We start from the raw sequence: 25,087 nt of genomic DNA, 5'->3' as shown, positions 1-25,087 counted from the left end.
ATCATGATTAAAGACCAGACTTTCACCGGCCAGCGTTTTGGTGTGAAACAATTCACCGGCGAAACGCTGGAAAACTGCCGCTTTTACCGCTGCCGTTTCGACAGTTGCGATTTATCAGAAACCGCTTTTACTGACTGTCTCTTTTACGATGACGAAGAACAGTCGGGCTGCTCGTTCCAGCACGCAAAATTACAGGACGCCAGTTTTAAACATTGCGACCTGACGATGGCTGATTTCAAAAACATCCAGGCGCTCGGGCTGGAAATCCGCGAAAGCAAAGCCACTGGCGCAGATTTCAGCGGCGCCAGCTTTATGAATATGATCACCACGCGCACCTGGTTTTGCAGCGCGTTCATGACCAAGAATAACTTCAGCTACGCCAACTTCAGCAAAGTAATTCTGGAAAAATGCGAGCTGTGGGAAAACCGCTGGACCGGCGCCAATGTGCAAGGCGCTAACCTCAGCGGCTCCGATCTTTCCGGCGGAGAATTCACCGAATTCGACTGGAATAATGTGAACATCACCCACTGCGACCTGACCAATTCCGACCTGGGCGAATTAAACCTCCGCAAAGTCGATCTCGATGGTGTGAAAATCGACGACTGGCAGCAAAGCCATTTGCTGGAGAAGCTGGGCGTGGTTGTGATCTTTTCGAAATAGCGGCACTTGGAATAAGGGAGTTTGGGGTCGTGGCCTTGTATGTAAAAAAACCGCCCGAAGGGCGGCTCCTCTACTGCTATAAACCCGATCCCAAGCTGACGTTAATGTTGATATCAGAAACGTTAACGTTCCATCCATCTCCCGCAGACGTCATCAAAGAACCCAGTACAACGAACAGTGCATAAATACACTTTTTCATTGAAGCGGCCTTTTAAAACCGCGTTTCATCAATAAGCACTGGGACCGACTGACGAAGGACAAGCAGAGTTGGGATTGCTCGTCCTCGCTTATTTTTAGCGAATCAAAACTGGGATGATTTAGCGCTAACTGAATCGCCCAACAAAATAACCGCTCTTCGAAGCGGTTTTTTTGTGCCTGAAATTCAGCCATTACGCAGTGAATCTTCTCTTATTTCCCCTGTCCGAAGAAATCGTTGTAGAGCATATACAGATGCGCGGCGCTCCATGAAAAGTTAGGTGCGCCCTGTTGCTGGCCGTTGAGCGGGTTGTAGTTTTCGCGGATCGGGCCATCAGTCATCAGGCCGTCGGCGTGGTCGAAAAAGGCCTGTGCCATGGCAATGGCGTCGTTGCGATAGCCGTATTGTTCCATGCCTTTCAGACCGAAATAAAGCTGATCGACCCAAACACGGCCGCGCCAGTAAATATCTGCGCCGAACGCCGGATTGGTCAGCGCTGCGGTGCCGAGCGGCACGTAAGTGTTGAACTCACGTACATCCTTCATGGCTTTCACCACGGCGTCGGCGTGTGCCTGCGTTGCCGCGCCATTAAACAAAGGCGACCAGCCTTCCGGGCCTTTTCCCCGTTCGACGATCGGTTTGCCTGCGCATCCGTTCGCCAGCGGTTTTTCTTCAATTCTGATGTCGTAGAAGAAGCCGCTGCGGTCATCGAACATGCAGGTATTTATGTAATCCGCCAGTTTGCCGACTTTGGTGCGGAAGGTTTGGGCGTCGGTTTTCTTACCCAGAATGTCAGCCATTTCTGCCAGATATTTGTTATCGCTGAACATATAACTGACTTCATCGACCGATTCCTGTAGCAGCGAATAGCCCAGCAGCGTGCCGTCGGCGGCGCGGTTTTCGGCGAAGCTTACCTGCCAGTCCTGTTTTTTACCGCCATTTTTGACGTATTTCGCCAACTGTTCCGCATCGATAAAACCGAAAGCCGCAGCATCGTCACGGCCAGATTCCCATGAAGCGGCGACCTGCGCGGGGATCTCAATACTGTCGTATTTACCGGATTTCACCACGCGGTCATAGTTTTCCAGCCCTGATTCTGTCTGTTCTTTTTGCCCGTTTTTGACGGTAAAAAGCATCTTCCCGTCGGCAGTATTGTGCGCTTTATCGCGCGTTGCACCGTACTCCGGTACGCCATTGTGGTTGTGATCGCGGTTGCGCAGCCACCAGTCATGATAGGCGACCAGTTTCGGGTACATTTCTGCCAGCCACTGTTTATCGCCGGTCGTTTTATAGACCTCCATCACCGCCCACGCGGCCAGGCTGGGCTTGGTGTTGCGCTCATTCCAGTTGGTGCCGTCGCCGCCACGTTCCGCACTCGGGTTATAGGCGATGAGATCGGGAACAAAACCGGCATCCCACGGACGAACTGCATCACCGGGCTGAACCTGAAACGCGAATACCGCACGAATATTGTCTTTCGCCACGTCGGGGTTGAAATGCGCCATCGCATAGGCCTGCTTCCAGGTATCCCACGGCCAGGTCTGATTACCGGAGAACCAGCGGCCCGTGACCGAAGGTGTCACGGAATCAAATTTCATCGCACCCGCAGCGCCTCGCCAGTTGCCGTTCAGGGTTTCGATCGCTTTCACCGCCACGCGTTCCTGCGCCGCCGTGGCGTGAGGATTGGTCAGCCCTTTACTGAGATAACCTTCCCAGCGCTTTTCGGAGGCAGCGAGATAGGTTTGCGGATGCGCCAGAATGTCGGCAATTTTCGGCTGTTCTCGCTGCACTTCGGCGGCGGTCAGCAGATGCGAATAGGTGGTGTAAATCGTGGTGGAACCGGTGATTTTGGCCTTCGCGGTAAACTCATGGTCTTGCGCGATAGCCTGCACCGGCAGCGATTTATGGATCTGATATTCCGACTCACCGGACGTCATCAGGCTCGAGGCCGCACGCACCTTGCCGAACGTCACTTTCAGGCCATCAGCGGTCGTGATGATTTTTCGGGTATACCCCGGGTACTCCTGTTCGATGGTTTTATCGGACTGCGGCTTTCCATCCTGAGCATGAAGTTTTTCCAGCAATGTGCCACCCCAGACCAGCTCCAGCGGCGCGTCGGTGGTGATTTTAGTTTCCAGCAGCGAGGTGCGGTTGGTGACAAACCGCAACGTCATGTCGATGCTAACGCCGTGCGCGGTCAGCGTCTGAATTAATGCGCCGGGAATGCTGTAAGCGGTCATGCTCAGCGCGACCTTTTTGCCGTCTTTCCACACCGTCAGGCGGTCAAAATTATCCGCCATAAAGTTGATGTACTCTTCCGTCAGCAATGCCGGACCGGGGAATCCGCCTGCCGCTTCCGCGCTGGCTGGCAATAAATGTCCGTGCCACGAACCATCGTCAAATAAAGGGTTAAAACGCTGATGCTCATCAAAATCATAATCGAGCATAAAGTGCGGCGCGCCTGTGCGGTTAATCACATTCTTATATTCACCAGCGCGCAAGATATTCTCGGCCTCAGCCAGAACATTGCCGGAAATAAATAATGTCGCGACGATAAATAAAGCAACAGATTTAGGCTTGCTGACGGTTTTCATTATGATTTTCCCCAATAGAAATATTGCATCAGAAATATGGAATTGCTGGCACCGGTATTGTCGTTGTTCATATAAAATTTACTGTCCAGCGCCGTGGCGAACCGGCCACCGTAATATTCGTACCAGATACCGGCCTGTGCGTAGGATGTGGTGGTGTCCGCCGCGTGATCTAAATGATGTTCGGCGTAGCTGTAAGCGGTGGAGAAATAGAGGCCGGATACCGCTTCAACCATGGCGCTGACCATCGCACCGGATTCGCTCCCCGGATGATTGCCGTCGCCTTTACCGGTGTGATGCCAGACGCGCCCGGCGAGGTTTTTGCCCTGCAATCCGGCGAGGAATAATTGCCCGGTGCCGTCGGTAAGTTCGAGGCCGTTGAGCAGCGTCAGTCCTTCCGTCAGGTCATATTGCGTGTAGCCGTTGACCATCGCGCGGTACGTGTATTTATCTGAATAGCGGTCATATTTTCCGAAATGCAGCAACGCGGTACTTTCATTCACGCGGCTTTCCGGTGCAGCAGTCACGCTGTAGCGGAATTTTCCGGTGAGATTCTGGATTTTTGCCGCCTGCGTCAAATCGCGCGTATTGGGGATGACGTAGCCGTATTCTGGCGTGAAATCGCCCCACCATTGCAGGTCGTCCAGTGAGGAATCGTTGCGCATACTGAGGATAATTTCTGTGCCATTATCGGTGCGGTAGCCGCCATAAAAACGGTTCAGACCGCCTTCAAATCCACCCCAGCTGTGGTCCGGCGCCCAGGCATTTCCATGATGATCGGCCTGCACCGTCCAGCCCTCGCCATAAATAAGCCCGAACCAGTTACCGTGCTTTATTTCCAGGCCGCCTTCAATATAGGTGCCGTCGCTGTATTTATGCTGGTCTTTACCGTTTAAATATACGCTGCCACCGCCACCCATTTCGCCATAAAAACGGTAGGCGGTGTTATTTTCGCTTTGTGGCGTTATTTCCGGTGGCGGTAAAACATTATGTTCAGCGGGCACAATGGACTCCTGCGCCCATGAACTCATTGGCGAGGCGAATAATAAAATCATGAACATTTTGTGGAATGATATTTTCTTCATGGTATGCGCTTCACTTAAGGTAAGTATTTAGAATTCAGAGGAACTGAGCTAAAAAGTAAAACGCAGTCTAGTAAATATTTTACTAAAATATACTTAAATATCGGTAAAGCGTTAACCCTGTCACAGTGAGATTTTGGGGGCTTACGCATCCGGGGCGGGTGTACATAAGCCGCTGATCACATTAAGCTACGGCTTTGGTTTACCTGTTTATGAGACGCTGATGGCTACTTTGAAGGAAATCGCTGAGGCCGCGAACGTATCCGTTGCGACAGTTTCACGTGTGCTAAATGACGATCCGAGCCTGAGCGTGAAAGCGCAAACCCGGCAGAAGATTTTAGAAGCGGCAGAACGCCTGGAATACAAACTGTCATCGTCCAAACGTAACGCCACGCACCGGATGACCTTCGCCGCGCTTTTCACCTACCGCCAGGGGCTGGAAATCGACGATCCTTACTACCTTTCCATGCGCTATGGCATTGAAACACAGTGCGAAAAACTTGGCGTGACCCTGATTTCTGGCTATGACTTCACCGGTGATAAGCCGCTGCCCGCCGCAGACGGTTTTCTGGTTATCGGCCAGCCGCAAACGGCGCTGCACACCCAGCTCAGCCAGCAATCCAGCCCGGTGGTTTTCATTGATGGCGTGATGGAAGACGCGCGGTTTGACTGCGTGAACGTCGATCTCTTTAAGATCAGCCAGAAAGTGATCGACTTCTTTATCGGCCAGGGTTATTCGCGGATCGGTTTTATCGGCGGGCGCGATCACCCGGAATTTGCCGATCAGCGGGAACAGGCGTTTGTGGAATATGGTCGCCTGAAAAACGTCGTGCAGCCGCAAGATATTTACTACGGCGATTTCACCAGCCAGTCCGGCTACCAGTGCGCGAAGAAAATGTTGCAGGAGAATACGCCGTTTCCACCGGCGCTGCTGATCGCCACCGATACCATGGCGCTGGGCGTCACCCGCGCATTGCTTGAACACGGCGTGAAAATTCCGGAGCAAATCGCGCTGATCAGCGTCAACGACATCCCGACCGCACGCTTTGTTTTCCCATCTTTATCAACGGTCCGCATCCAGTCCGAAACCATGGGCGCGCAGGCGGTTAACCTGCTGACCGAACGTCTGCGTGATGAACGCAGCGTCCCGCTTTCCGTGTTTGTGCCCAGCTCTCTCCAGCTGCGCGACACCACCCGCCGCTAAATTCCCCAGCCTTCAAAAGGATCATCAGTTGCAGTAAAAATTAACTGCATGATCCTTCTGCCTATTTTTTAATTTTTGTGATCCCCTGAACAATCGGTAAATGATTTTAGTTATTTTTACTAAATATTTACTATCTTATTTCCCATAGAAACACGTCTCAGGAGAGATTACGTGAATAATTGGGAAAATATAGACAAACAGTCAGAAAACCGTTTACCGCCGCGTGCCTGCTTTTTCAGCTATAAAAATGCGCAGCAGGCACTCAGCTTTGACCGTGCGGCCAGTCAGCATTTCCAGCTGCTCAGCGGCCGCTGGCAGTTCCGCTATTTTGAGCACCCGGCTTTAGTCCCCGACGAATTCTATAATCAGCCGGTATCCGGCTGGGGCGACATTAACGTGCCGGGCATGTGGCAGATGGAAGGCCACGGCCAGCTGCAATACACCGATGAAGGTTTTCCCTTCCCGATCGATATTCCTTATGTTCCGACCAATAACCCGACCGGTGCGTATCAGCGGATATTTCATCTCGATGCAACGTGGGAAAATGCGCAAACCCTCATTAAATTCGACGGTGTCGAAACCTACTTTGAAGTGTACGTGAACGGCCATTACGCAGGGTTCAGCAAAGGCAGCCGCCTGTGCGCGGAGTTTGACATCAGCGCTTTTGTGCAGCAGGGCGAAAACCTGTTGTCGGTGCGCGTTTTGCAGTGGGCAGATTCGACCTATATCGAAGATCAGGACATGTGGTGGATGGCCGGGATTTTCCGCGACGTGACTCTGACCGGGCAGAATGCCGTGCATCTTCAGGACCTGACAGTCGTCACCGCGTTCGATGAAAACTACTGCGACGCCACGCTGAAAATTGATGCCGTTTTGGATAATCAGCGTGAACCGGTGAAGGGTTATCGCCTGCACGCACAGTTACTGGATGGCGAAAATGGCGTGGCAGAGCTTTTTCTCACTGACCTTTATCTCGCGGATAAAACCCGCTGCCATCTTGAAATTCCGGTCAGCCAGCCACGCCAGTGGAACGCCGAACATCCCGCGTTATATCAGCTGCTTTTAACGCTGTACGACGAGGCGGGCAATGTGATTTCCGTGGTGCCGCAGCGCGTAGGCTTTCGCGATATCTGCGTGCGCGACGGGCTGTTTTACGTCAACGGGCGCTACCTCAAACTGCACGGCGTAAACCGTCACGATCACGATCATCGCAAAGGCCGCGCGGTCGATATGGCGCGGGTTGAGCGCGATATCATTCTGATGAAACAGCACAACATCAATTCGGTGCGCACCGCGCATTACCCGAACGATCCGCGCTTTTATGAACTGTGCGATATCTACGGTTTATTCGTGATGGCCGAAACCGACCTGGAAAGCCACGGTTTCGCCAACGTCGGCGATCTGAGCCGCATCACCGATGATCCGCGCTGGGAACACGCCTATGTTGAGCGCATCGAGCGGCATGTGATGGCGCAGAAAAATCACCCGTCCATCATCATGTGGTCGCTTGGCAATGAATCCGGCTATGGCTGTAACATCCGCGCGATGGCCGCGCGCTGCAAAGCCCTCGACCCGACACGCCTGATCCATTACGAAGAAGATCGCGACGCCGACGTCACCGACGTCATCAGCACCATGTATTCCCGCGTGCAAATGATGAATGCGTTCGGCGAATACCCGCACGCCAAACCGCGCATCATCTGCGAGTACGCCCACGCGATGGGCAACGGCCCCGGCGGATTAGCGGAATACCAGGCCGTCATGAACCGCCACGCCAGCCTTCAGGGGCATTACATCTGGGAATGGTGCGACCATGGCCTGCTGGAAACCGGTGAAAACGGTCAGTCGCGTTACGCCTACGGCGGTGATTACGGCGATTATCCGAACAACTACAACTTCTGCATGGACGGACTGATTTATCCGGACCAGACTCCCGGCCCCGGCCTGCGCGAATACAAACAGGTGTTGTGCCCGGTGGAAATCAGCCACGACGACAATACGCTGCGGGTCAAAAACCGTTACTGGTACAGCTCACTGGAAGACATCACGCTGACGCTCACCGTGCAGGTGGCAGGCCGCTGTCAGGAAATCCGCGAAATCGCTCTGCCACACCTGCAATCCGGCGAAAGCGAAACGGTTCCTCTGCCGGAATTCAACGCCGGCGGGCAGGAAACCTTCCTGAACATCCGCATCAGCAAAAACAGCCCGACCGCTTACAGCGACGCGAATTATCCGCTCGGCCATTATCAGGTGTTGTTGCAGGCGGCTCAGCCGCTGGAGATTTTACCGGATCTAAAAGCCACGGCAGCGCGGGTCTGCGACGAGCAAAAACATCAGCTGATCGTTCGCGGCGAAAACTTCCGTCTCGAATTTTCCCGTCTCGACGGCGAACTGAAATCCTGGCAGACGGACGGCGAAGAAATCGTCGGGCGCGCGCCGAAACTCAACTTCTTCAAGCCGGTTATCGACAACCATAAACCTGAGTTCGAAGGCATCTGGCAGCCGAATCATCTGCAAATCCTGCAGCAACATTTCCGCTCACTGAGCTGGAAAAATCAAAATGACGACGTGGTGATTGAAGTTCACAGCATCATCGCGCCACCGGTCTTTGATTTCGGGATGCGCTGCGTTTACCGCTGGCAGATATCGCCGCAGGGCGCGGTCAGCCTCGATTTATCCGGCACGCCGTATGGCGATTTCAGCCACGTGATCCCCAAAATCGGGCTGGATTTTGGCCTCAGCCGTCGCTTCGGACAGGTGGAATATTACGGGCGCGGACCGGGTGAAAACTATCCGGACAGCCGTCAGGCCAACCTGATCGGCCATTATCAGCAACCGGCGGCCAGCCTGTTTGAAAACTACCCGATGCCGCAGGACAACGGCAACCGACAGGACGTTCGCTGGCTGAGCCTGCGCGACAACGCGGGCAACGGCATTTTCATTCAGCCGCGCCAGCCGCTCAATTTCAGCCTGTGGCCGTACAGTTCGCAGATGTTGCAACAGGCGCAACACATCGACGAACTCACGCCGGACAGCTGCCTGACGCTCAATCTCGATCACCAGATCATGGGTCTCGGCTCGAACTCGTGGGGTTCGGAAGTGCTCGATTCCTACCGCGTGTATTTCACGGCATTTCGCTACGGCTTCACGATGCTGCCGTTCCGCCAGCAGGACAACGACAGCCTGCGTCTCGCGCAATTCAGCATCCAGCCAAAGGAGGTAAACTGATGATTATTCTCGGGTCTTTGGCTGAATTTCAGCTGCTTTATCATGCAGGGAAAAAATGGCAGCGCTGTAGGGAAGCCATTAATAATATTGAAAAAATCCGCCCCGGCGTTTTTCACTCCATCGGGGATTCGCTGGTGTACCGGCTGGCATCCGGCGCGGAACCTCAGCGGGAAACGTTCGAAGGCCACCGCCGTTATTTCGACGTGCATTATTACCTCGAAGGACGCGAAGAAATCGAATTCGCCGCCAAATCCTCTCTGCAAAATTGCGCGCCCTATTGCGACGAAACCGACCGCGAACTGTTTTCCGGCCGCGGAGAAAAAATTACGGCCCAAAAAGGCAATGTCATTATCTTTGAAAACCACGAAGCCAGCCGGTTCAGGCCGGAAAAAGACGTCAAAAAAGTCATCTTAAAAGTGACCATCGAAGAAAGTTATTTCGTTAATAAATAATAAAAAACCTAATCCTACAAAAAGCAGTTGGAGAGAATCTATGGCCGGGTCGAGCAGAAACACAATCGGTAAATTTGGATTGTTATCCATGACATTTGCCGCCGTTTTTAGCTTCAATAACGTCATTAATAACAATATTCAGTTAGGCATCGCCTCTGCGCCGGTTTTTCTGGTGGCGACGATCATTTACTTTATTCCGTTCTGTCTGATCATCGCCGAGTTTGTCTCGCTGAATAAAAACTCGGAAGCCGGAGTTTACGCCTGGGTAAAAAGCGCACTCGGTGGACGCTGGGCATTTATGACCGCATACACTTATTGGTTCGTGAATTTGTTCTTCTTCACGGCATTACTTCCGCGCGTCATTGCCTATGCGTCGTACGCCTTTTTAGGGCACGACTATATCTTCACGCCAATCACCACGGCGATTATCAGCATCTGTCTGTTCGCTTTTTCGACATTAATTTCCAACAGCGGCGCGAAATTACTCGGTCCAATGACATCGGTAACGTCCACGTTAATGTTGTTGCTGACGTTCTCTTATATTGTGCTGGCAGGCGCGGCATTAATGGGGGGCGTGGAACCGGCGAACCCGATTAACGTGGAGGCCATGACGCCGCACTTTAACTGGGCATTCTTAGGCATTATCGCGTGGATATTCCAGGCGGCAGGCGGTGCGGAATCCGTCGCGGTTTATGTGAATGACGTCAAAGGCGGCAGCCGTTCGTTTGTCAAAGTCATTATTATTTCCGGGCTGGTAATTGGCGTGCTGTATTCCATCGCGTCATTGCTGATCAACGTTTTTGTGGCGCAGTCCGCACTGCATTTCACCGGCGGCACGGTACAGGTTTTTGAAGGATTATCGGCGCACTTTGGTTTACCGGCCGTCCTGATGAACCGTTTTGTCGGCGTGGTCTCCTTCACCGCGATGTTTGGATCACTGCTGATGTGGACGGCAGCGCCGGTGAAAATCTTCTTTACTGAAATTCCTAAGGGGATTTTTGGCGAGAAAACCATCCGTCTGAATAAGCATGGCGTGCCGACGCGTGCGGCATGGATCCAGTTTTTAATCGTCATCCCGCTGATGTTAATTCCAACGTTAGGCTCCGACAGCGTACAGGAATTAATGAATACGCTGATTAACATGACCGCCGCGGCGTCCATGCTTCCGCCGCTGTTTATTATGCTGGCGTACCTGAACCTGCGGCTGAAATACGATAACGTCGAACGCGATTTTAAAATGGGTTCCAGAATGCAGGGAATCACCATCGTCAGTACGCTGATTGTGATTTTCACCGTCGGGTTTATTGCTTCGACCTTCCCGACCGGTGCCGGCATTATTACCATCGTGTTTTACAACGTCGGCGGGCTGGTGCTTTTCCTCGGCTATGCGTGGTGGAAATACAACAAATATTCCAAAGGGCTGGATGATAAAACGCGTTATCACGAAGACACACCGCTGGCGAGAATAGTGCTGGAATCACAGAACGAAACGGCGCGTGTGAAAGCAGCGAATATCGCAAAACCGCTTTCCGGCGCGTAGATCGGAATTCTGAACATAAAAAAACCGCCTGAGAAATCAAGGCGGTTTTTGTTTTTCTGGAATCCGAACCTACAGCGCGATATCCGCAGGTTGTTTCGGTTCTTCTTTAGTTTGCACATCGAGCGGACGGAGTTGCACAACATCGGCAACCGGCGTCGTTTCCATTGACGGGATTTCCAGCCCGAGAATGCGGCTGGTTTCCAGCAGCTCTTTCCGGGTCGCTTCCACATTGCCGTTCAGCTTAGTGCCGTAGGACGGAATGATTTCGCGGAATTTCGCCTGCCATTCAGCGCTGGCGGCTTTCTCTTTGAAGACCGTTTCCAGCAATTTCATCATGATAGGCGCTGCCGTGGACGCGCCCGGAGAGGCGCCCAGCAATGCCGCAATGCTGCCGTCTTTCGCGCTGACCACTTCCGTGCCCAGACGCAAAACGCCGCCGCGCTTGCCATCTTTTTTGATGACCTGCACGCGCTGCCCGGCAACCCAGCGTTTCCAGTCTTTCTGCTCGGCTTGCGGGAAAAACTCCTTCAGCGCAGCATGGCGATCTTCATCGCTCAGCATGACCTGCCCGACCAGATATTTCACCAGGTCGAAATTACCCACGCCGACGTGCGTCATCGGCAGTAAGTTGGAGCTGTTCACGCTGCCAAACAGATCCCACAGGGAACCGTTTTTCAGGAATTTACTGGAGAAGGTGGCGAACGGCCCGAACAGCAGAACTTGTTTGCCATCGATAATGCGGGTGTCGAGATGCGGAACGGACATCGGCGGCGCGCCCACGGCGGCTTTGCCGTAAACTTTCGCCAGATGACGCTTCACCACGTCCTGATTTTCAGTCACCAGGAATTCACCGCCGACCGGGAAACCGCCGTATTCACGTGCTTCCGGAATGCCGGATTTTTGCAGCAATGTCAGCGATGCACCGCCCGCGCCAATGAAAACGAATTTCGCATTCACGACGTGGTGTTTGTGACTGTGCTTCAGATCGGTAATGGTGACGCGCCAGGTCTTGTCGCGGTTGCGCTGGATATCGCGCACTTCCTGGCCGTTCGCCAGCGTGAAGTTGGATTTTTTCTGTAACGCTTCAACCAGCTGACGGGTCACTTCACCGAAGTTCACGTCCGTGCCTGCCGTGGTGCGTGTCGCAGCGACTTTCTGATTCGGGTCACGGCCATCCATTACGGCCGGGATCCACTGTTTGATTTGTTCCGGGTCTTCCGAATATTCCATCCCGCGGAACAGCGTGCTTTCCTGCAGCGCAGCGAAGCGTTTGCGCAGGAAATCGATGTTTTCATCGCCCCAGACAAAGCTCATGTGCGGCACGCTGTTGATGAATGAGCGCGGATTATTCAGCACACCTTTTTGCACCTGATACGCCATGAACTGACGGGAAACCTGGAAGGCTTCGTTGATCGCCACGGCTTTCGTGATATCGACAGAGCCGTCGGGCATCACCGGGGTGTAGTTCATTTCTGCCAGCGCCGCATGGCCGGTGCCCGCATTGTTCCAGCCGTTGGAGCTTTCCTGTGCCACGCTATCCATGCGTTCGATCATGTGGATCGACCAGTCCGGCTCGAGTTCCTGGAGATACGTCCCCAGCGTTGCACTCATAATTCCGCCGCCGACCAGCAATACATCAACGGATTTTTCGTCTTCTGCGGCCGCAGGCTCGCTGGCACCCAGTGAGTCACGGTTGAGAAGCATACCAAGTATCTTTCTCATGACGTCTGTTTCTCTAAATGTTCAGTTCTGTTTTGTTAAGACTATCGAACAAGAAATTAGCAAAAAAACACGCGGGATCGTTACTGAAACTTCATTTTTTCAAATGATGGCTACGAATATAACATTATCACTACATAATTTAAAAAAGGATTTAACGTTTCAAAAAAAAGGTAGCTGATGATGTGATCTCCCTCACAGCCCGCAGCCTGACTGGGTTTTTTAGGCATGTGAAAGGGTTTTAAGGCGGATGTGAGCCGTACAAAGAATGCGCTATTCGTGCTAAATCGGGTTTTTAGGAAAGTGCAGACAGAGGGGGAATAAAAAAAGCGCAGTTTCCCGCGCCTTCAAAATCACTGCTTAACCAATCCGATCAGAGCGCGACGTCAGCGACGACTTTTTGCTCTTTTTTCGGTGCAGCATTTGTCTCTGCCGCCGGTGCCGGTTCAGCCGCTTTGGGTTGCGGGTTGTCCAGCATCAGAACGCGGCTGGTGTCGCCCAGTTCTTTCTCGGTGGCGGCGACGTTGCCGTTCAGCTCAGTGCCGTAAGAAGGGATGATTTCCTTCAGTTTCGCCTGCCATTCCGGTGTGGCGACTTTGTCTTTAAACACTTTTTCCATCAGGTGCAGCATGATCGGTGCCGCGGTAGACGCGCCCGGTGATGCGCCCAGCAGCGCGGTAATGCTGCCGTCTTTGGAGCTGACCACTTCGGTGCCCAGACGCAGAACGCCGCCTTCTTTCTCATCTTTCTTGATGATCTGCACGCGCTGACCGGCTTCCCACAAGCGCCAGTCTTCTTTCTTCGCATCCGGGAAGTATTCACGCAATGCATCGAAACGGTCTTCGTCGGACAACATCACCTGGCTGACCAGATATTTCACCAGGTCAAAGTTGTCGATACCCACGTGGGTCATCGGCATGATGTTGGAGAAATTCACGCTGCCGAACAGATCCCACAGGGAACCGTTTTTCAGGAATTTGCTGGAGAAGGTCGCGAACGGCCCGAACAGCAGAACCTGTTTACCATCAAGAATACGGGTGTCGAGGTGCGGAACGGACATCGGCGGGGAGCCGACGGCAGCTTTGCCGTACACTTTCGCCAGATGGCGTTTCACGATTTCCGGGTTCTCAGTCACCAGGAACTGGCCGCCAACCGGGAAGCCGCCGTAGTTATCCGCTTCAGGAATACCGGATTCCTGCAACAGGGTCAGGGACGCGCCGCCCGCACCGATAAAGACGAATTTCGCCTTGATGACGCTTTCTTTGCCGTCATTTTTCAGGTCAGCCACCGTCACGTTCCAGGTGTTATCCGGGTTACGTTTGATACCGCGCACTTCATGGCCGAGGCTCAGCGAGAAGTTTGGTTTTTTCTGTAGCGAAGCCACCAGCTGACGGGTGATTTCACCGAAGTTCACGTCGGTGCCGATCGGAATACGGGTCGCCGCGATTTTCTGTTTCGGGTCACGGCCTTCCATCACCAGCGGGATCCACTGTTTGATTTGCGCCGGGTCTTCTGAATATTCCATGCCGCGGAACAGCGTGCTTTGTTGCAGCGCCGCGAAGCGTTTACGCAGGAAATTGATGTTGTCATCACCCCACACAAAACTCATGTGCGGCGTGCTATTGATAAAGGAACGCGGGTTGTGCAGAACGCCGTTCTGTACCTGATAAGTCCAGAACTGGCGGGAAATCTGGAAGGATTCGTTGATTTCGACCGCTTTGGAAATGTCGATGCTGCCATCGGCTTTTTCCGGCGTGTAGTTCATTTCAGCCAGCGCAGAGTGCCCGGTACCGGCGTTATTCCAGCCGTTGGAGCTTTCCAGCGCCACACCGTCCAGACGCTCGACCATGTCGATTGACCAGTCAGGCTCTAATTCCTGAAGGTATGTCCCCAGCGTCGCGCTCATAATGCCGCCGCCGATCAGTAACACATCAACGGGCTTTTCATCTTCTGCGAACGCTGTCTGGCTGAATGCAACCACGTTAAGGCAGAGGATCATGGCGAGTATCTTTCTCATGACGTCTGTTTCTCTGAATGTTTAGTTTTAGTTTTGCAGGTGAAAGCTATCCAGATTCCCTGGATAAACGAAATCAACAACCCGGTGCGGTGGGGAAATAAGCGATTATTTCCTCAGAGTCTGAAAGGACAATAATGGGGAGTAACGAAAACCGCGGTGAACAACGACAAATCAACCACACAAATGTTACCGAATACTCATATTATCGAGATTTCGTAAACAATTTAACATCGTCGTTACGTGCATTAAAAATAGTTTAATACTTTAAATAATTACATAAGTTAGTTTCAGGGAGAAACCAATCAGGCGATATTATCCCGCAAAGCCGCGGCCTGCGCGGCCATAACGGCTGCAGGACTGTGGCCGATCAGCATGAAGTTGTAACCCGCCTCGCGCCAGTAAACGACGTTCATTTTTTGCCGGATCTCGCTTTCCTGCGCCGTGTTATCCCGGTGTTCGCTGCGGGTAATGCACAGCGCCATCGGCCCGTAGCGGGCATCAAGGTAAGTGATCTGCGCAATATCGTAGTCATCGTAATGCAATATGCGGGCATTTTTCAGCTCAGCGCCCTGCACTTCCAGCGCCGCCGGGCTGAGCCCGATGCCCATCGTTTTTTGCACCCGCGCCAGCTGAATTTGTTGTTGTTCAGCAGAGTCATTGACGTCCGCCAGCGTCTGCGCGGTGTACAGCGACATGTAATCCGCCACGCGATCGCGCCAGTTGTCTTTGGAAGATTCACCGGAAAGCAGCGCGGAATAGCGTCCGGCGAGCAGCCCGACAGCCATAAAGCTGACCGACGCCGCCAGCAATGCACGGCGGCTGAATCCGCGCGAACGGGCAACCGGTGCATCCGGTATCGTGTCCAGCGCCGCCTGCAAACGGCCCACCGGGGCGTCCTGCAACATCGACCCGAACGCATCGTGGAAAGGCAAATTGCTGCGCGCCATATTCGTCAGACGCCCGTCCAGTACATCGTCCTGCGCCAGCCGGGAATCAAACTGCGCCCGCTGGTTTTCGCTCAGCCGGTTGTCGAGATAGGCGACCAGAACTTCATCGGAGAATGGCGCTGGGGGGATTTCGCGGGTCATTTTTTCTCTCCCTGTTGTGGCTGAGCGCCGGAACCGGTGTCTTTTGCCAGCGTAAGCCGGGCGGCGGCCAGGCGGCTCATGATGGTGCCAATAGGCACTGACAGCGTCATTGCCGCTTCCTGATAGGTAAAACCTTCGACATACACCAGAAATACCGCGTTCCGCTGGGCTTCCGGCAGGGCATTCACCCGCAGCATCACCTGCGTATGCCAGTGCCGGTCTTCAAAAGAGAACGCATCGGCGGGGACGTCTGTTTCACTGACATCGACAAATCCCAGCCCCTGACGGACGTGCTGCGCCCTGAGTTCGTTGACCCATATGGAGTGCAGAATGGAAAAGAACCAGCGATCGGCTCCGGCGCGATCAACCACCTGCGCGCAGCGTTCAAGTGCCCGCACGCAGGTCGATTGCACCAGATCATCTGCCACGTCCGGCTTGCGCGATAACACCATCGCGTAACGCCACAGACGCGCCAGACACTGACTCAGTTCATGACGTAAGTCGGTGGGTGAAATTTAGCGTTTCCCCGTTTCAGGATTCAGGATGTCCGTCGATAGCTGCGCTCAGATCGCGATACTCTTCGCAGCCGGTGCCACACAGGCCTTTAATGGTCGCCAGTTGCGCTTTCGCGAGATCGGGACGCCCTTTAATCATATAAGCCTCGCCGAGATATTCCCGGACTTTGGCGTAATTTGCATCGATGGCGATGGATTTCTGATAATAGCTGATGCCTTCATCGGTACGCCCGAGTTTGCGGGTGGCGTAGCCGCGATAGTTCCAGGCTTCTTTGGTGTTCGGATCTTTCAGCGTGTCGAGCACCGTCAGCGCTTCCTGATACCGGCCCGATTTCGCCAGATGGTAGGCGTACTGCGTTTTGTCCTGATCGGAAATCATGCTGCCTTTATCCACCATGCAGCTTTTGGTTTTGCTGTCATAGATTTGCCCTTTCGGGCAGTCCGGCGTTTTTTTCTCATCAGAATCATCACCCATCGCGTGCGCAGCGACACTGAACATCAGCAAATTGCCCGCCAGACACACCACCGACAACGCCTGAATCACCGTTTTTGTCTTCATAGTTTTTGTCTTCCTGTAGGGGAGAGATTATTTACGGGCGGCTGACGCGGCCCGGCAGCATGCGGCGCAAAATGCCGTCGCGAAGAACGTAGTGATGGAACAGTGCGGCCAGCGCATGTACGCCCGCCAAAACAATCAGCGCCCAGGCCACATTGTTGTGTAACGTGCCGAAGGTTCGGGTCATCACGCTGTCGAAATTGAAAACGTCGGGAATGGGGAAAAGCCCGAAGAAGTAGAAAGGCTCGGCCTGCGACCAGCGGAACAAAAAGCCCAGCACGATCTGTGTGACCAGCAAAATATAGAGCGCCAGATGGGTCAGATGCGCCGCCGCTTTCATCATCACCGGCATGGCGACAGGTTCCTGTTTGCTGCGCCCGGTGCTGACCGTAAACAGACGCCAGAGCAAACGCCCGAGGATAATCGCCGCCAGTAAAATCCCGACAGAAATATGCACGGATTGCAGCCCTTTGCGCAGCGGCGTGCCGCGCTCAAGCACTTCCCAGATATGCGCGCTGGCAAAAAGGAAAATGACGCACAGCGCCGTCAGCCAGTGCAAAAGAATGGTCAGCCCGTCGTAACGGTAGCGGGAAACAGAAGTGGAAGTTTGCATAAAAACGGTGCCCGTAAATGTTCGATATGAGGTAAACACCTGAGCACCGCTTTTTATTCGGTATGAGGGAAAAATAATTTTCAGAAATCGTTAAACGCTGGTCGTCCGGTTGCGTCCGTGGGTTTTGGACTGATACAACGCGCCGTCGGCCACAATGATATTTTCCTGCAAACTTTTGCCCGTCTGATAGTTCGCCACGCCCAGCGATACGGTGATCTGGAAGGGTTCGCCGTCGGCGGTGGTAAAGACCGTACTTTCGACCGCGCGGCGGATACGCTCACAGCATTTCACGCATTCGTAGGTGTTGCCGCTGGCAATCAGAATCACAAATTCTTCGCCGCCAAAACGCGCCAGAACGTCGTCTTTTCGCAGCATCATGCGCGCTACATTCGCTACGCGCACCAGCACATCATCGCCGATGGCATGTCCGTAGGTATCGTTCACTTTCTTGAAGAAATCGATATCCAGCATCGCCAGCCCGAATCCGCTGTGGTTTTTCTGCACCGCTTTCAGGTGCTCTTCCAGCCCCATGCGGTTAAAGGTTTTGGTGAGGAAATCCATCGACGAGTTTTCTTTCTCGCGGAAAAACGCGCGCACGTAACGGAATTTGCCCCCCAACCCGTGGTAGCAGATGAACAGGCAAAACAACGTCACCAGCTGATAGGCAAGCGAATGCCAGATGATCGCCCAGGAATCCAGATAAGGAATGGAGACCAAAAACCGGATCACCAGCACTATCGACGTCGCGATGGCAAATGTCCGGATGTTGTTATCGCGCCAGGGTCGGAAATAGCAGATCCCCGCAATCATCACCATCACAAACAGGTTATCGATGGTGAACATTCCGGTGAGGAAAAATTTCACCATAAACCCACAGAGCACGCTGAACCAGCCGACGTAGAACACGCAAATCACCAGCGGAATCATCTCGAAGCTGTAATACACCGTTTCGCTGAGACGGTACAAATCGCGATCCAAAAAAGCAGCCACGGCACCGCAAAGCACCCCGAATAACACGCGTTTGTAGCGCGGTGAAGTCGGCCCGAGCGGGCTGTCGCTGCTGAGGAAAAAATAGAAAAACACCAGGCTGGCGTAAGTCACACACAAATTGATGTAAAGCGCGTTGAGTGACCTGATCACCTGTTCCATACAACTCCTGTTTCCCGCCGTTCACCGGATAATGAAAATCCGAATCAGAGGACGAAAATAGCCTTCAATAGTGTGAAAGATAGCCTATATATAAAGTTGGAGTGCCACAAACACCGGCCCAACGCGAACGGAATTTCACTTTAAGTCGGAGAAAATATCAGTTATTACACAATAAAGATTTGTTCTGAGTAGCCGATAACCGTATTGCGCGTTTTATACGTCAAAGACTGCGCCATAATTTTGCATTTATTTCTGATGAGGTGTGGCAGGTGAGCGAAGTATCCCGAGAGTCGTTTGCTAAGCGGAACACGCTGGCAATCTTGTCCGTACTGCGTGACTTGAAGAAGAACCAGACGCTGGTCATGGTCAGTCACGCCCGCGGGCAATTTATCAGTAAAATTTTGGACGTGGATTCCGATAACCATCAGTTTTTGTTCGACCTGGGCAGTTCAGATTATGAAAACGGTCTGGCGATCAATGCCGGGACGCTGAACTTTGTCGCGGAACCGACCGGTGCGAAAGTGGAATTTGCCTGCGGACAGGTACGTCAGGTGACGTACGAAGGTTTGCCGACGTTTACCTGCGACATTCCCCCCGTCCTGTATTTTATCCAGCGCCGCGAGTATTTCCGGGTGAACGTCCCCTGGCTGCCGGATTACCGTTGCAGCGGAAAACTGCCAGATGCGTCAGAGTTTGCCTATCGCGTGCGCGATATTTCCCTCGGCGGTCTTGGGCTGGAAATTGACGGCACAACGCCACCGGAAATGGCTTCCGGCGCAGTGCTGAAAGATTCGCTGATTCAGCTGGCGGAACTCGGCTCGTTCAAGCTGGATTTGCAATACATCGGCTCGATGCCACGTAAATCTGTCAGTAACAAAGGCGAAACGGTCAGCACGCAGCGGCTGAGTTTTAAGTTTCCGCATTTATCGCCCGCGCAGGAACGTGACCTGCAACGGGCAATTTTCGAGCTGGAAAAACAGCAACATCTCAAAGCCAGACGTTTCCAGGAAAGTTAACGTTCAGATCTGATAAAAACGGCTCAGATAAACATCCCGCCCGACGCTTCTACGCGCTGGGCGTTCATCCAGCCCGCTTCATCGCTGAGCATCAGCGCCACCATGCCGCCGATATCATCCGGCAAGCCGGCACGCCCCAGCGCGGTGTTCGCGGAGACAATCTGGTTCACCTGCGGATTATCACGCACCATTCCGCCGCTAAAATCCGTTTCAATCGCTCCCGGCGCCAGAACGTTGGCGGTGATACCACGCGCACCCAGCTCTTTCGCCTGATAACGCGTCAGCACTTCGATTGCACCTTTCATGATCGCGTAAGCCGAAGAACCCGGCAGCGCAAAACGCGCCAGGCCGCTGGAAATATTCAGAATACGGCCACCGTCGGCCATCAGCGGCAACAGTTTTTGCGTGAGGAAGAACGGTCCTTTCAGGTGGATATTCATCATCAGGTCGAACTGTTCTTCGGTGGTGTCGGTGAACGCCTCATGCAGCCCTACGCCCGCATTGTTGACCAGAAAATCATAAGTCTCGCGCTGCCAGACCTTCTGAAGCTGCGTTTTCACCTCAGCCACAAACGCATCAAACGATCCGGTTTCGCCGGTATTGAGCGCTAAAGCCACCGCCTTTCCGCCCGAGGCTTCCACGGTCTGCACCACGGCTTTCGCCGCGTCAATCTGACTGTGGTAAGTGAAAATGACGTCTACCCCTTTTTTCGCCAGTTTTTCAATGGCATTCCGGCCTAAACCACGACTTCCACCGGTTACGATAGCGATTTTACGATTCATTTCAGACCTCGTTGGCATTTAGTAGGTTTTCGTTGTTTAAAACATAGCCTATTGGACTGCCCTGCAATGATAAATAGTCCATAATGAGTTTCACTGTCTCAAAACCAACAACAATCGGGCAAAATGTGGATAAAATTCAATCAATGAAGGTTTTCGTTCGCGTCGCGGAACTGAGCAATTTTACCCGCGCCGCCGAAAGTCTGGGATTACCGAAAGGCAGCGTATCGCGGCTGGTCCAGCAACTGGAAATCCGCATGTCCGCCCGCTTGCTGCACCGTTCCACGCGCCGCGTACAGCTGACACAGGACGGCCAGGTGTTTTATCAGCGCTGCAAGGAACTGCTCGCCAGCATGGACGAACTCGAATCGATGTTTCAGTCGAACCCGGCGAGCATCAGCGGGCGGCTACGCGTGGATATGTCGGTCGGCATGGCGACGCATCTGGTTTTGCCGCGTCTGGCGGAGTTTCTGAACCGCTATCCGGCGCTGGAAATCGAACTAAGCAGCACCGATCACCGCGTGGATGTCGTGCGGGAAGGGTTTGACTGCGTGGTGCGCAGCGGCACCCTGAAAGACTCCGGCCTGATCGCCCGTCCGCTGGGGCATCTGAGCGTGATTAACTGCGCCAGCCCCGGTTATCTGCAACGCTACGGTACGCCAGATCACCCCGATCAACTGGCGCAGCACGCAATGGTGCATTACGAACAAACGCTTGGCAGCCACACATCTGCGTTTGAATATCTCGACGGCAAGCAGGTGAAAACCGTCAAAAGCGGTGGTGCGGTGACGGTCAACAGCACGGAAACCTATGTTTCAGCCTGTCTGGCCGGTCTGGGAATTATTCAGGCGCCGCTGATTGGTGTGCGTAACGCGCTGGCGGGCGGCCAGCTGGTGAGTATTTTGCCGCAATTCCGCGCTCCGCCGATGCCCGTGACGCTGGTTTATCCGCACCGTCTGAACCTTTCGCGGCGCGTCAAAGTCTTCATGGACTGGCTGACAGAAATCACCCAAACGTTCATTGCCTGAGCGGTTAAAACCGCCGGACATCGCCCGGACGGCTCAGGCGTCTATACTTAAGGCTGGATGCACTTTTAAGGACAACATGGATCAATGCCCATTATTTCTAAGCAAGAACCGGTAAAACAGGAAAAACCCGCTCCGCTGATTAACATCAAAACCGGCAATTCGACGGTGGATAAAAATATCGGCAGGTTCTCACGGGGGGTGGAATACGTTCAGTCCTGGGGCTGGGTCGCGCATTTGCTGCGGGCCACGGAACGTTTCAACGATCGTCTGGGCAGCCAGTTTGGTGCGGCGATTACCTATTTCTCGTTCCTATCACTGATCCCGATTCTGATGGTTTCCTTCGCCGCCGTGGGTTTCGTGCTGGCGTCGAATCCGGACCTGCTGGCCGGTCTCATCAATAAAATCGTCAACAGCATCAGCGACCCGAATCTGGCGAATACGCTGAAAAGCACGGTCAATACGGCCATTCAGCAACGTACCGCCGTCGGGTTATCCGGCCTGCTGATTGCCCTGTACTCCGGCATCAGCTGGATGGGGAATTTGCGCGAGGCGATCCGCGCGCAGTCGCGTGACGTCTGGGAACGCAATCCGCAGGATCAGGAGAAGATTTACCGCCGCTACATCCGCGATTTTATTTCACTGACCGGGCTAGTGCTGGCGCTGATCATCACGCTGTCGCTGACGTCTATTGCCGGTGCGGCGCAAAAAACCATTGTGGATGCGCTGGGGCTCGGCGGTATCGAGTGGCTGAGACCGGTGATGACCAGTATTACGCTGGTGATTTCCATTGCGGCCAACTATCTGCTGTTCCTGTGGATTTTCTGGATGTTGCCGCGCCATAAACCGCGCAAGAAAGCCCTGCTGCGCGGCACGCTGCTGGCGGCGATTGGCTTTGAGGTAATTAAATTCGTGATGACCATGACGCTGCCGAAACTGGCCACCTCGCCTTCCGGCGCGGCGTTCGGGTCGGTCATTGGCCTGATGGCGTTCTTCTATTTCTTCGCCCGCCTGACGTTGTTTGTTGCCGCGTGGATTGCCACCGCGAAATACAAAGATGACCCGGTCATGCCCGATCATAGGAAAAAAGACGCAAAAGCGGCGTCGGGAAACGACAGTGAATACACGCCTGACGACCTCATCGTGCCAGATGAAATCCATATAACCACCGTTAATTCTGAAGATGAAACCAAAAAGCAGTGAATAACTCCAGATAGCGCTTCTCACTGCCCTTAAAACCAGAATAACTGACTAATGGCCGTACTTTTATTTCACGGTTTTGCAGTCAGTTACTCTGAATTTGTTCCATTGAGCAAACTTATGATTTGCAAACGGGCGACACCAAAATAGATTCCCCCGATCCCGCCCGAAATACCGTTTTTGAGCTTTTATCCCTCGTTGAAAACCCGTCTGGCTGTGCATAAGATGCCCTTTCACCACACATTTATTTACAAACCCTCTATTTCATCAACAACAAATAAGAAACACTTATGCAAGCCTCCATCGCTCAAGAATTAGAAGCTGACGCCAATCTGGTGAATCAGAACTCACGCGGAAAAGTCATCGTTGCGTCGCTGATCGGGACGGCCATCGAGTTTTTCGACTTTTACATTTATGCCACCGCTGCGGTGATCGTGTTCCCGCATATATTCTTCCCGCAGGGCGACCCGACGGCCGCCACGCTACAGTCGCTCGCTACTTTCGCTATCGCCTTTATTGCGCGTCCGATTGGCTCCGCGCTGTTCGGGCATTTCGGCGACCGCGTCGGGCGTAAAGTGACGCTCGTGGCGTCCCTGCTGACCATGGGTGTTTCCACCGTTGTCATTGGCCTGCTGCCGACTTACGCGACGATTGGCGTTTTCGCACCGATGCTGCTGGCGCTGGCGCGTTTTGGTCAGGGTCTCGGTCTGGGCGGCGAATGGGGCGGCGCGGCATTGCTCGCAACAGAGAATGCGCCACCGAAAAAACGCGCGCTGTACGGCTCTTTCCCGCAGCTTGGCGCGCCGATTGGTTTCTTCTTCGCAAACGGGATGTTCCTGCTGCTGTCCTGGCTGCTGACCGACGAACAGTTTATTTCCTGGGGCTGGCGCGTGCCGTTCCTGCTTTCTGCGGTGCTGGTGCTGGTTGGCCTTTACGTGCGAGTTTCCCTGCACGAAACGCCGGTCTTCGCCAAAATCGCCAAAGCCGGTAAACAGGTGAAAGTGCCAATTGGCACGTTGTTCACCAAATATAAAAAAGCGACCCTGCTTGGCACGTTCATCATGGTGGCGACATATACGCTGTTCTACATCATGACCGTCTATTCACTGGGTTACGGCACGGCGGCGCGGCCGGTCGGCCTGGGCATTCCGCGTAACGAATTCCTGCTGATGCTGATGATTGGCGTGGTCGGTTTCGGCGTGATGGTACCGATTGCCGGTCAGCTGGCGGATAAATTTGGTCGTCGCAAGACCATGATCTGCATTACTTTGCTGATGATTGTTTTCGCACTGAATTTCCCGGCGATCCTCGGCTCGGGCTCGCAGGCGCTGGTGATGGTCTTCCTGTTGTGTGGTTTTATGGTGATGGGGCTGACGTTTGGCCCGATGGGCGCACTGCTGCCGGAACTGTTCCCGACAGAAGTCCGCTACACTGGCGCATCCTTCTCCTATAATGTGTCTTCGATACTCGGTGCTTCCGTCGCGCCTTATATCGCCACCTGGCTGGCGACCCATTACGGGTTGTTCTATGTGGGCATTTATCTGGCCTTTATGGCAACGCTGACGCTGATCGCGCTGCTATTATCCAAGGAAACTGCCCATCAGTCGCTGTAACTGATCCGGACACCGTGCCAGGTTTTCACCCGGCGCGGTGCCTTCTGCGAAGGTTTCTTATGCGTTTACGACGATTCGTTTTGCCTGCCCTGTTACTGCTCATCATCATTGCCGCCGCTTTCTGGTACTTCTGGCCTCACTCTTCCAATCCTAATGCCCTGTGGAACATCATCAGCCAAAAATGCGTACCGAATCAGCACAGCACGGGCAAACCCGATCCCTGCGCGCAGGTAGATGAACAACAGGGGTTTGTGGTGCTCAAGGATATGAACGGGCCGTTGCAGTATTTACTGATGCCCACAGCGCGGATCACCGGTATGGAAAGCCCGGCGCTGCTCGAACCGGAAACGCCTAACTTCTTCAATCAGGCCTGGAATGCGCGGCATTTTATGGCGGATAAATACGGCAAACCGATTGATGACAGCAATGTCTCGCTGGCGATTAATTCACAATACGGACGCTCGCAGAATCAGCTGCACATCCATATTTCCTGCCTGTTACCGCAAGTAAAAGACACGCTGGCCAGAGACGGCGCGCAGATGGGTAATAACTGGCAGGAACTGCCGGACAAACTGCTGGGCCATACCTATCTGGCACGTAAAGTGACGCCTGCCGAGCTCAATGAGAAAGGCGCATTCAGAATTCTGGCGCAGGGCGTGCCGGACGCAGATAAAAAAATGGGCCACTTCGGCATGGCGATGGTCGGCCTGCAAAGCGGTGATTTCCTGCTGCTCGCCAGCGAGCGCGATTTGCTGAAACTCAACAACGCTTCGACCGAGGAAATCCAGGACCATAACTGCGCGGTGCTGAATCCGGTGCCCCGGTGAAATCAGCTCCTCCCTTT

Annotated in this window: 20 protein-coding genes; 10 read left to right on the top strand and 10 right to left on the bottom strand. The window is 53.6% G+C overall.

The features are described from left to right. Window positions 1-3: 3 nt before the first annotated feature. Entirely contained in the window at window positions 4-660 is a 657-nt protein-coding gene (locus tag ACLBVC_RS12155; RefSeq protein ID WP_410149814.1) for a Qnr family pentapeptide repeat protein, read from the top strand. A 408-nt stretch (window positions 661-1,068) separates the two neighbouring features. Here the strand turns inward: ACLBVC_RS12155 and ygjK are convergent, their stop codons facing one another. Then, entirely contained in the window at window positions 1,069-3,450 is a 2,382-nt protein-coding gene (gene ygjK / locus ACLBVC_RS12150) for an alpha-glucosidase (protein WP_410149813.1), read from the bottom strand. Next, window positions 3,450-4,532, bottom strand: coding sequence for a protein YgjJ (gene ygjJ, locus ACLBVC_RS12145; RefSeq protein WP_410149812.1), 1,083 nt, complete (start codon window positions 4,530-4,532; stop codon window positions 3,450-3,452). The genes ygjK and ygjJ overlap by 1 nt, the downstream gene beginning before the upstream one ends. Window positions 4,533-4,752: 220 nt before the next feature. On the opposite strand from ygjJ, the gene ebgR reads away from it, so the two are divergent. The 4 genes from ebgR to ACLBVC_RS12125 all read left to right on the top strand — a co-directional run bounded on the left by ebgR (window position 4,753) and on the right by ACLBVC_RS12125 (window position 10,953). Next, a complete protein-coding gene (ebgR, locus tag ACLBVC_RS12140; protein WP_410149811.1) occupies window positions 4,753-5,733 on the top strand; it encodes a transcriptional regulator EbgR in 981 nt (326 codons plus the stop codon). A gap of 171 nt (window positions 5,734-5,904) precedes the next feature. Next, a complete protein-coding gene (ebgA, locus tag ACLBVC_RS12135; protein ID WP_410149810.1) occupies window positions 5,905-8,961 on the top strand; it encodes a beta-galactosidase subunit alpha in 3,057 nt (1,018 codons plus the stop codon). Further along, a complete protein-coding gene (locus ACLBVC_RS12130; RefSeq protein WP_410149809.1) occupies window positions 8,961-9,413 on the top strand; it encodes a beta-galactosidase subunit beta in 453 nt (150 codons plus the stop codon). Before ebgA ends, ACLBVC_RS12130 begins: the two co-directional genes overlap by 1 nt. Before the next feature lie 40 nt (window positions 9,414-9,453). Further along, window positions 9,454-10,953 (top strand): amino acid permease, encoded by a 1,500-nt coding sequence (locus tag ACLBVC_RS12125; RefSeq protein WP_410149808.1) that lies wholly within the window; start codon window positions 9,454-9,456, stop codon window positions 10,951-10,953. Between the two features lie 69 nt (window positions 10,954-11,022). Here the strand turns inward: ACLBVC_RS12125 and mqo (ACLBVC_RS12120) are convergent, their stop codons facing one another. The 7 genes from mqo (ACLBVC_RS12120) to ACLBVC_RS12090 form a co-directional block, all read right to left on the bottom strand. After that, the gene (gene mqo / locus ACLBVC_RS12120; RefSeq protein WP_410149807.1) at window positions 11,023-12,675 is read right to left on the bottom strand and encodes a malate dehydrogenase (quinone); all 1,653 of its coding nucleotides are present in this window, start codon (window positions 12,673-12,675) and stop codon (window positions 11,023-11,025) included. A 370-nt stretch (window positions 12,676-13,045) separates the two neighbouring features. After that, window positions 13,046-14,689 (bottom strand): malate dehydrogenase (quinone), encoded by a 1,644-nt coding sequence (gene mqo, locus ACLBVC_RS12115; protein WP_101077664.1) that lies wholly within the window; start codon window positions 14,687-14,689, stop codon window positions 13,046-13,048. A 302-nt stretch (window positions 14,690-14,991) separates the two neighbouring features. After that, window positions 14,992-15,777: an anti-sigma factor family protein gene (locus ACLBVC_RS12110; protein WP_410149806.1), complete on the bottom strand. Its 786-nt coding sequence runs from the start codon at window positions 15,775-15,777 to the stop codon at window positions 14,992-14,994. Further along, complete coding sequence (locus ACLBVC_RS12105) at window positions 15,774-16,265, bottom strand: RNA polymerase sigma factor (protein ID WP_410149939.1); 492 nt, start codon at window positions 16,263-16,265, stop codon at window positions 15,774-15,776. Before ACLBVC_RS12105 ends, ACLBVC_RS12110 begins: the two co-directional genes overlap by 4 nt. A gap of 43 nt (window positions 16,266-16,308) precedes the next feature. Then, on the bottom strand, window positions 16,309-16,851 hold the full coding sequence (locus ACLBVC_RS12100; protein ID WP_195826057.1) for a tetratricopeptide repeat protein: 543 nt from the start codon (window positions 16,849-16,851) through the stop codon (window positions 16,309-16,311). A gap of 31 nt (window positions 16,852-16,882) precedes the next feature. Continuing rightward, window positions 16,883-17,461 carry a cytochrome b gene (locus ACLBVC_RS12095; protein WP_410149805.1) on the bottom strand — a complete coding sequence of 193 codons (579 nt, stop codon included), beginning with the start codon at window positions 17,459-17,461 and terminating at the stop codon, window positions 16,883-16,885. Window positions 17,462-17,551: 90 nt separating this feature from the next. Further along, window positions 17,552-18,610: a GGDEF domain-containing protein gene (locus ACLBVC_RS12090; protein WP_410149804.1), complete on the bottom strand. Its 1,059-nt coding sequence runs from the start codon at window positions 18,608-18,610 to the stop codon at window positions 17,552-17,554. Window positions 18,611-18,879: 269 nt separating this feature from the next. On the opposite strand from ACLBVC_RS12090, the gene ACLBVC_RS12085 reads away from it, so the two are divergent. Continuing rightward, window positions 18,880-19,626, top strand: coding sequence for a flagellar brake protein (locus ACLBVC_RS12085; RefSeq protein WP_410149803.1), 747 nt, complete (start codon window positions 18,880-18,882; stop codon window positions 19,624-19,626). Between the two features lie 23 nt (window positions 19,627-19,649). Here ACLBVC_RS12085 and ACLBVC_RS12080 read toward each other — a convergent pair whose 3' ends face one another. Then, a complete protein-coding gene (locus tag ACLBVC_RS12080; RefSeq protein ID WP_410149802.1) occupies window positions 19,650-20,408 on the bottom strand; it encodes an SDR family NAD(P)-dependent oxidoreductase in 759 nt (252 codons plus the stop codon). 125 nt (window positions 20,409-20,533) lie between these two features. On the opposite strand from ACLBVC_RS12080, the gene ACLBVC_RS12075 reads away from it, so the two are divergent. The 4 genes from ACLBVC_RS12075 to ACLBVC_RS12060 all read left to right on the top strand — a co-directional run bounded on the left by ACLBVC_RS12075 (window position 20,534) and on the right by ACLBVC_RS12060 (window position 25,070). Continuing rightward, window positions 20,534-21,433: a LysR family transcriptional regulator gene (locus tag ACLBVC_RS12075; protein ID WP_410149801.1), complete on the top strand. Its 900-nt coding sequence runs from the start codon at window positions 20,534-20,536 to the stop codon at window positions 21,431-21,433. An 84-nt stretch (window positions 21,434-21,517) separates the two neighbouring features. Continuing rightward, window positions 21,518-22,633 (top strand): inner membrane protein YhjD, encoded by a 1,116-nt coding sequence (gene yhjD / locus ACLBVC_RS12070; protein ID WP_410149800.1) that lies wholly within the window; start codon window positions 21,518-21,520, stop codon window positions 22,631-22,633. 287 nt (window positions 22,634-22,920) lie between these two features. After that, window positions 22,921-24,243: an MFS transporter gene (locus tag ACLBVC_RS12065; protein WP_410149799.1), complete on the top strand. Its 1,323-nt coding sequence runs from the start codon at window positions 22,921-22,923 to the stop codon at window positions 24,241-24,243. Window positions 24,244-24,302: 59 nt separating this feature from the next. Then, window positions 24,303-25,070, top strand: a complete 768-nt coding sequence (locus tag ACLBVC_RS12060; RefSeq protein WP_410149798.1) for a CDP-diacylglycerol diphosphatase — start codon at window positions 24,303-24,305, stop codon at window positions 25,068-25,070. Window positions 25,071-25,087: the final 17 nt, after the last annotated feature.

It is taken from the genome of Rahnella selenatireducens (genome assembly GCF_046449555.1).
GTDB classification, from domain to species: Bacteria; Pseudomonadota; Gammaproteobacteria; order Enterobacterales; family Enterobacteriaceae; genus Rahnella; species Rahnella selenatireducens.
This window is presented reverse-complemented; position numbering and strand designations above follow the sequence as displayed.

Coding starts and splice junctions, on each gene's coding strand:
- ACLBVC_RS12060 (WP_410149798.1), top strand. CDS start 24,303: ATGCGTTTACGACGATTCGTTTTGCCTGCCCTGTTACTGCTCATCATC.
- ACLBVC_RS12155 (WP_410149814.1), top strand. CDS start 4: ATGATTAAAGACCAGACTTTCACCGGCCAGCGTTTTGGTGTGAAACAA.
- ACLBVC_RS12125 (WP_410149808.1), top strand. CDS start 9,454: ATGGCCGGGTCGAGCAGAAACACAATCGGTAAATTTGGATTGTTATCC.
- ACLBVC_RS12065 (WP_410149799.1), top strand. CDS start 22,921: ATGCAAGCCTCCATCGCTCAAGAATTAGAAGCTGACGCCAATCTGGTG.
- ACLBVC_RS12080 (WP_410149802.1), bottom strand. CDS start 20,408: ATGAATCGTAAAATCGCTATCGTAACCGGTGGAAGTCGTGGTTTAGGC.
- ygjK (WP_410149813.1), bottom strand. CDS start 3,450: ATGAAAACCGTCAGCAAGCCTAAATCTGTTGCTTTATTTATCGTCGCG.
- ACLBVC_RS12110 (WP_410149806.1), bottom strand. CDS start 15,777: ATGACCCGCGAAATCCCCCCAGCGCCATTCTCCGATGAAGTTCTGGTC.
- ACLBVC_RS12090 (WP_410149804.1), bottom strand. CDS start 18,610: ATGGAACAGGTGATCAGGTCACTCAACGCGCTTTACATCAATTTGTGT.
- ACLBVC_RS12095 (WP_410149805.1), bottom strand. CDS start 17,461: ATGCAAACTTCCACTTCTGTTTCCCGCTACCGTTACGACGGGCTGACC.
- yhjD (WP_410149800.1), top strand. CDS start 21,518: ATGCCCATTATTTCTAAGCAAGAACCGGTAAAACAGGAAAAACCCGCT.
- ygjJ (WP_410149812.1), bottom strand. CDS start 4,532: ATGAAGAAAATATCATTCCACAAAATGTTCATGATTTTATTATTCGCC.
- ACLBVC_RS12130 (WP_410149809.1), top strand. CDS start 8,961: ATGATTATTCTCGGGTCTTTGGCTGAATTTCAGCTGCTTTATCATGCA.
- ebgR (WP_410149811.1), top strand. CDS start 4,753: ATGGCTACTTTGAAGGAAATCGCTGAGGCCGCGAACGTATCCGTTGCG.
- ACLBVC_RS12100 (WP_195826057.1), bottom strand. CDS start 16,851: ATGAAGACAAAAACGGTGATTCAGGCGTTGTCGGTGGTGTGTCTGGCG.
- mqo (WP_101077664.1), bottom strand. CDS start 14,689: ATGAGAAAGATACTCGCCATGATCCTCTGCCTTAACGTGGTTGCATTC.
- mqo (WP_410149807.1), bottom strand. CDS start 12,675: ATGAGAAAGATACTTGGTATGCTTCTCAACCGTGACTCACTGGGTGCC.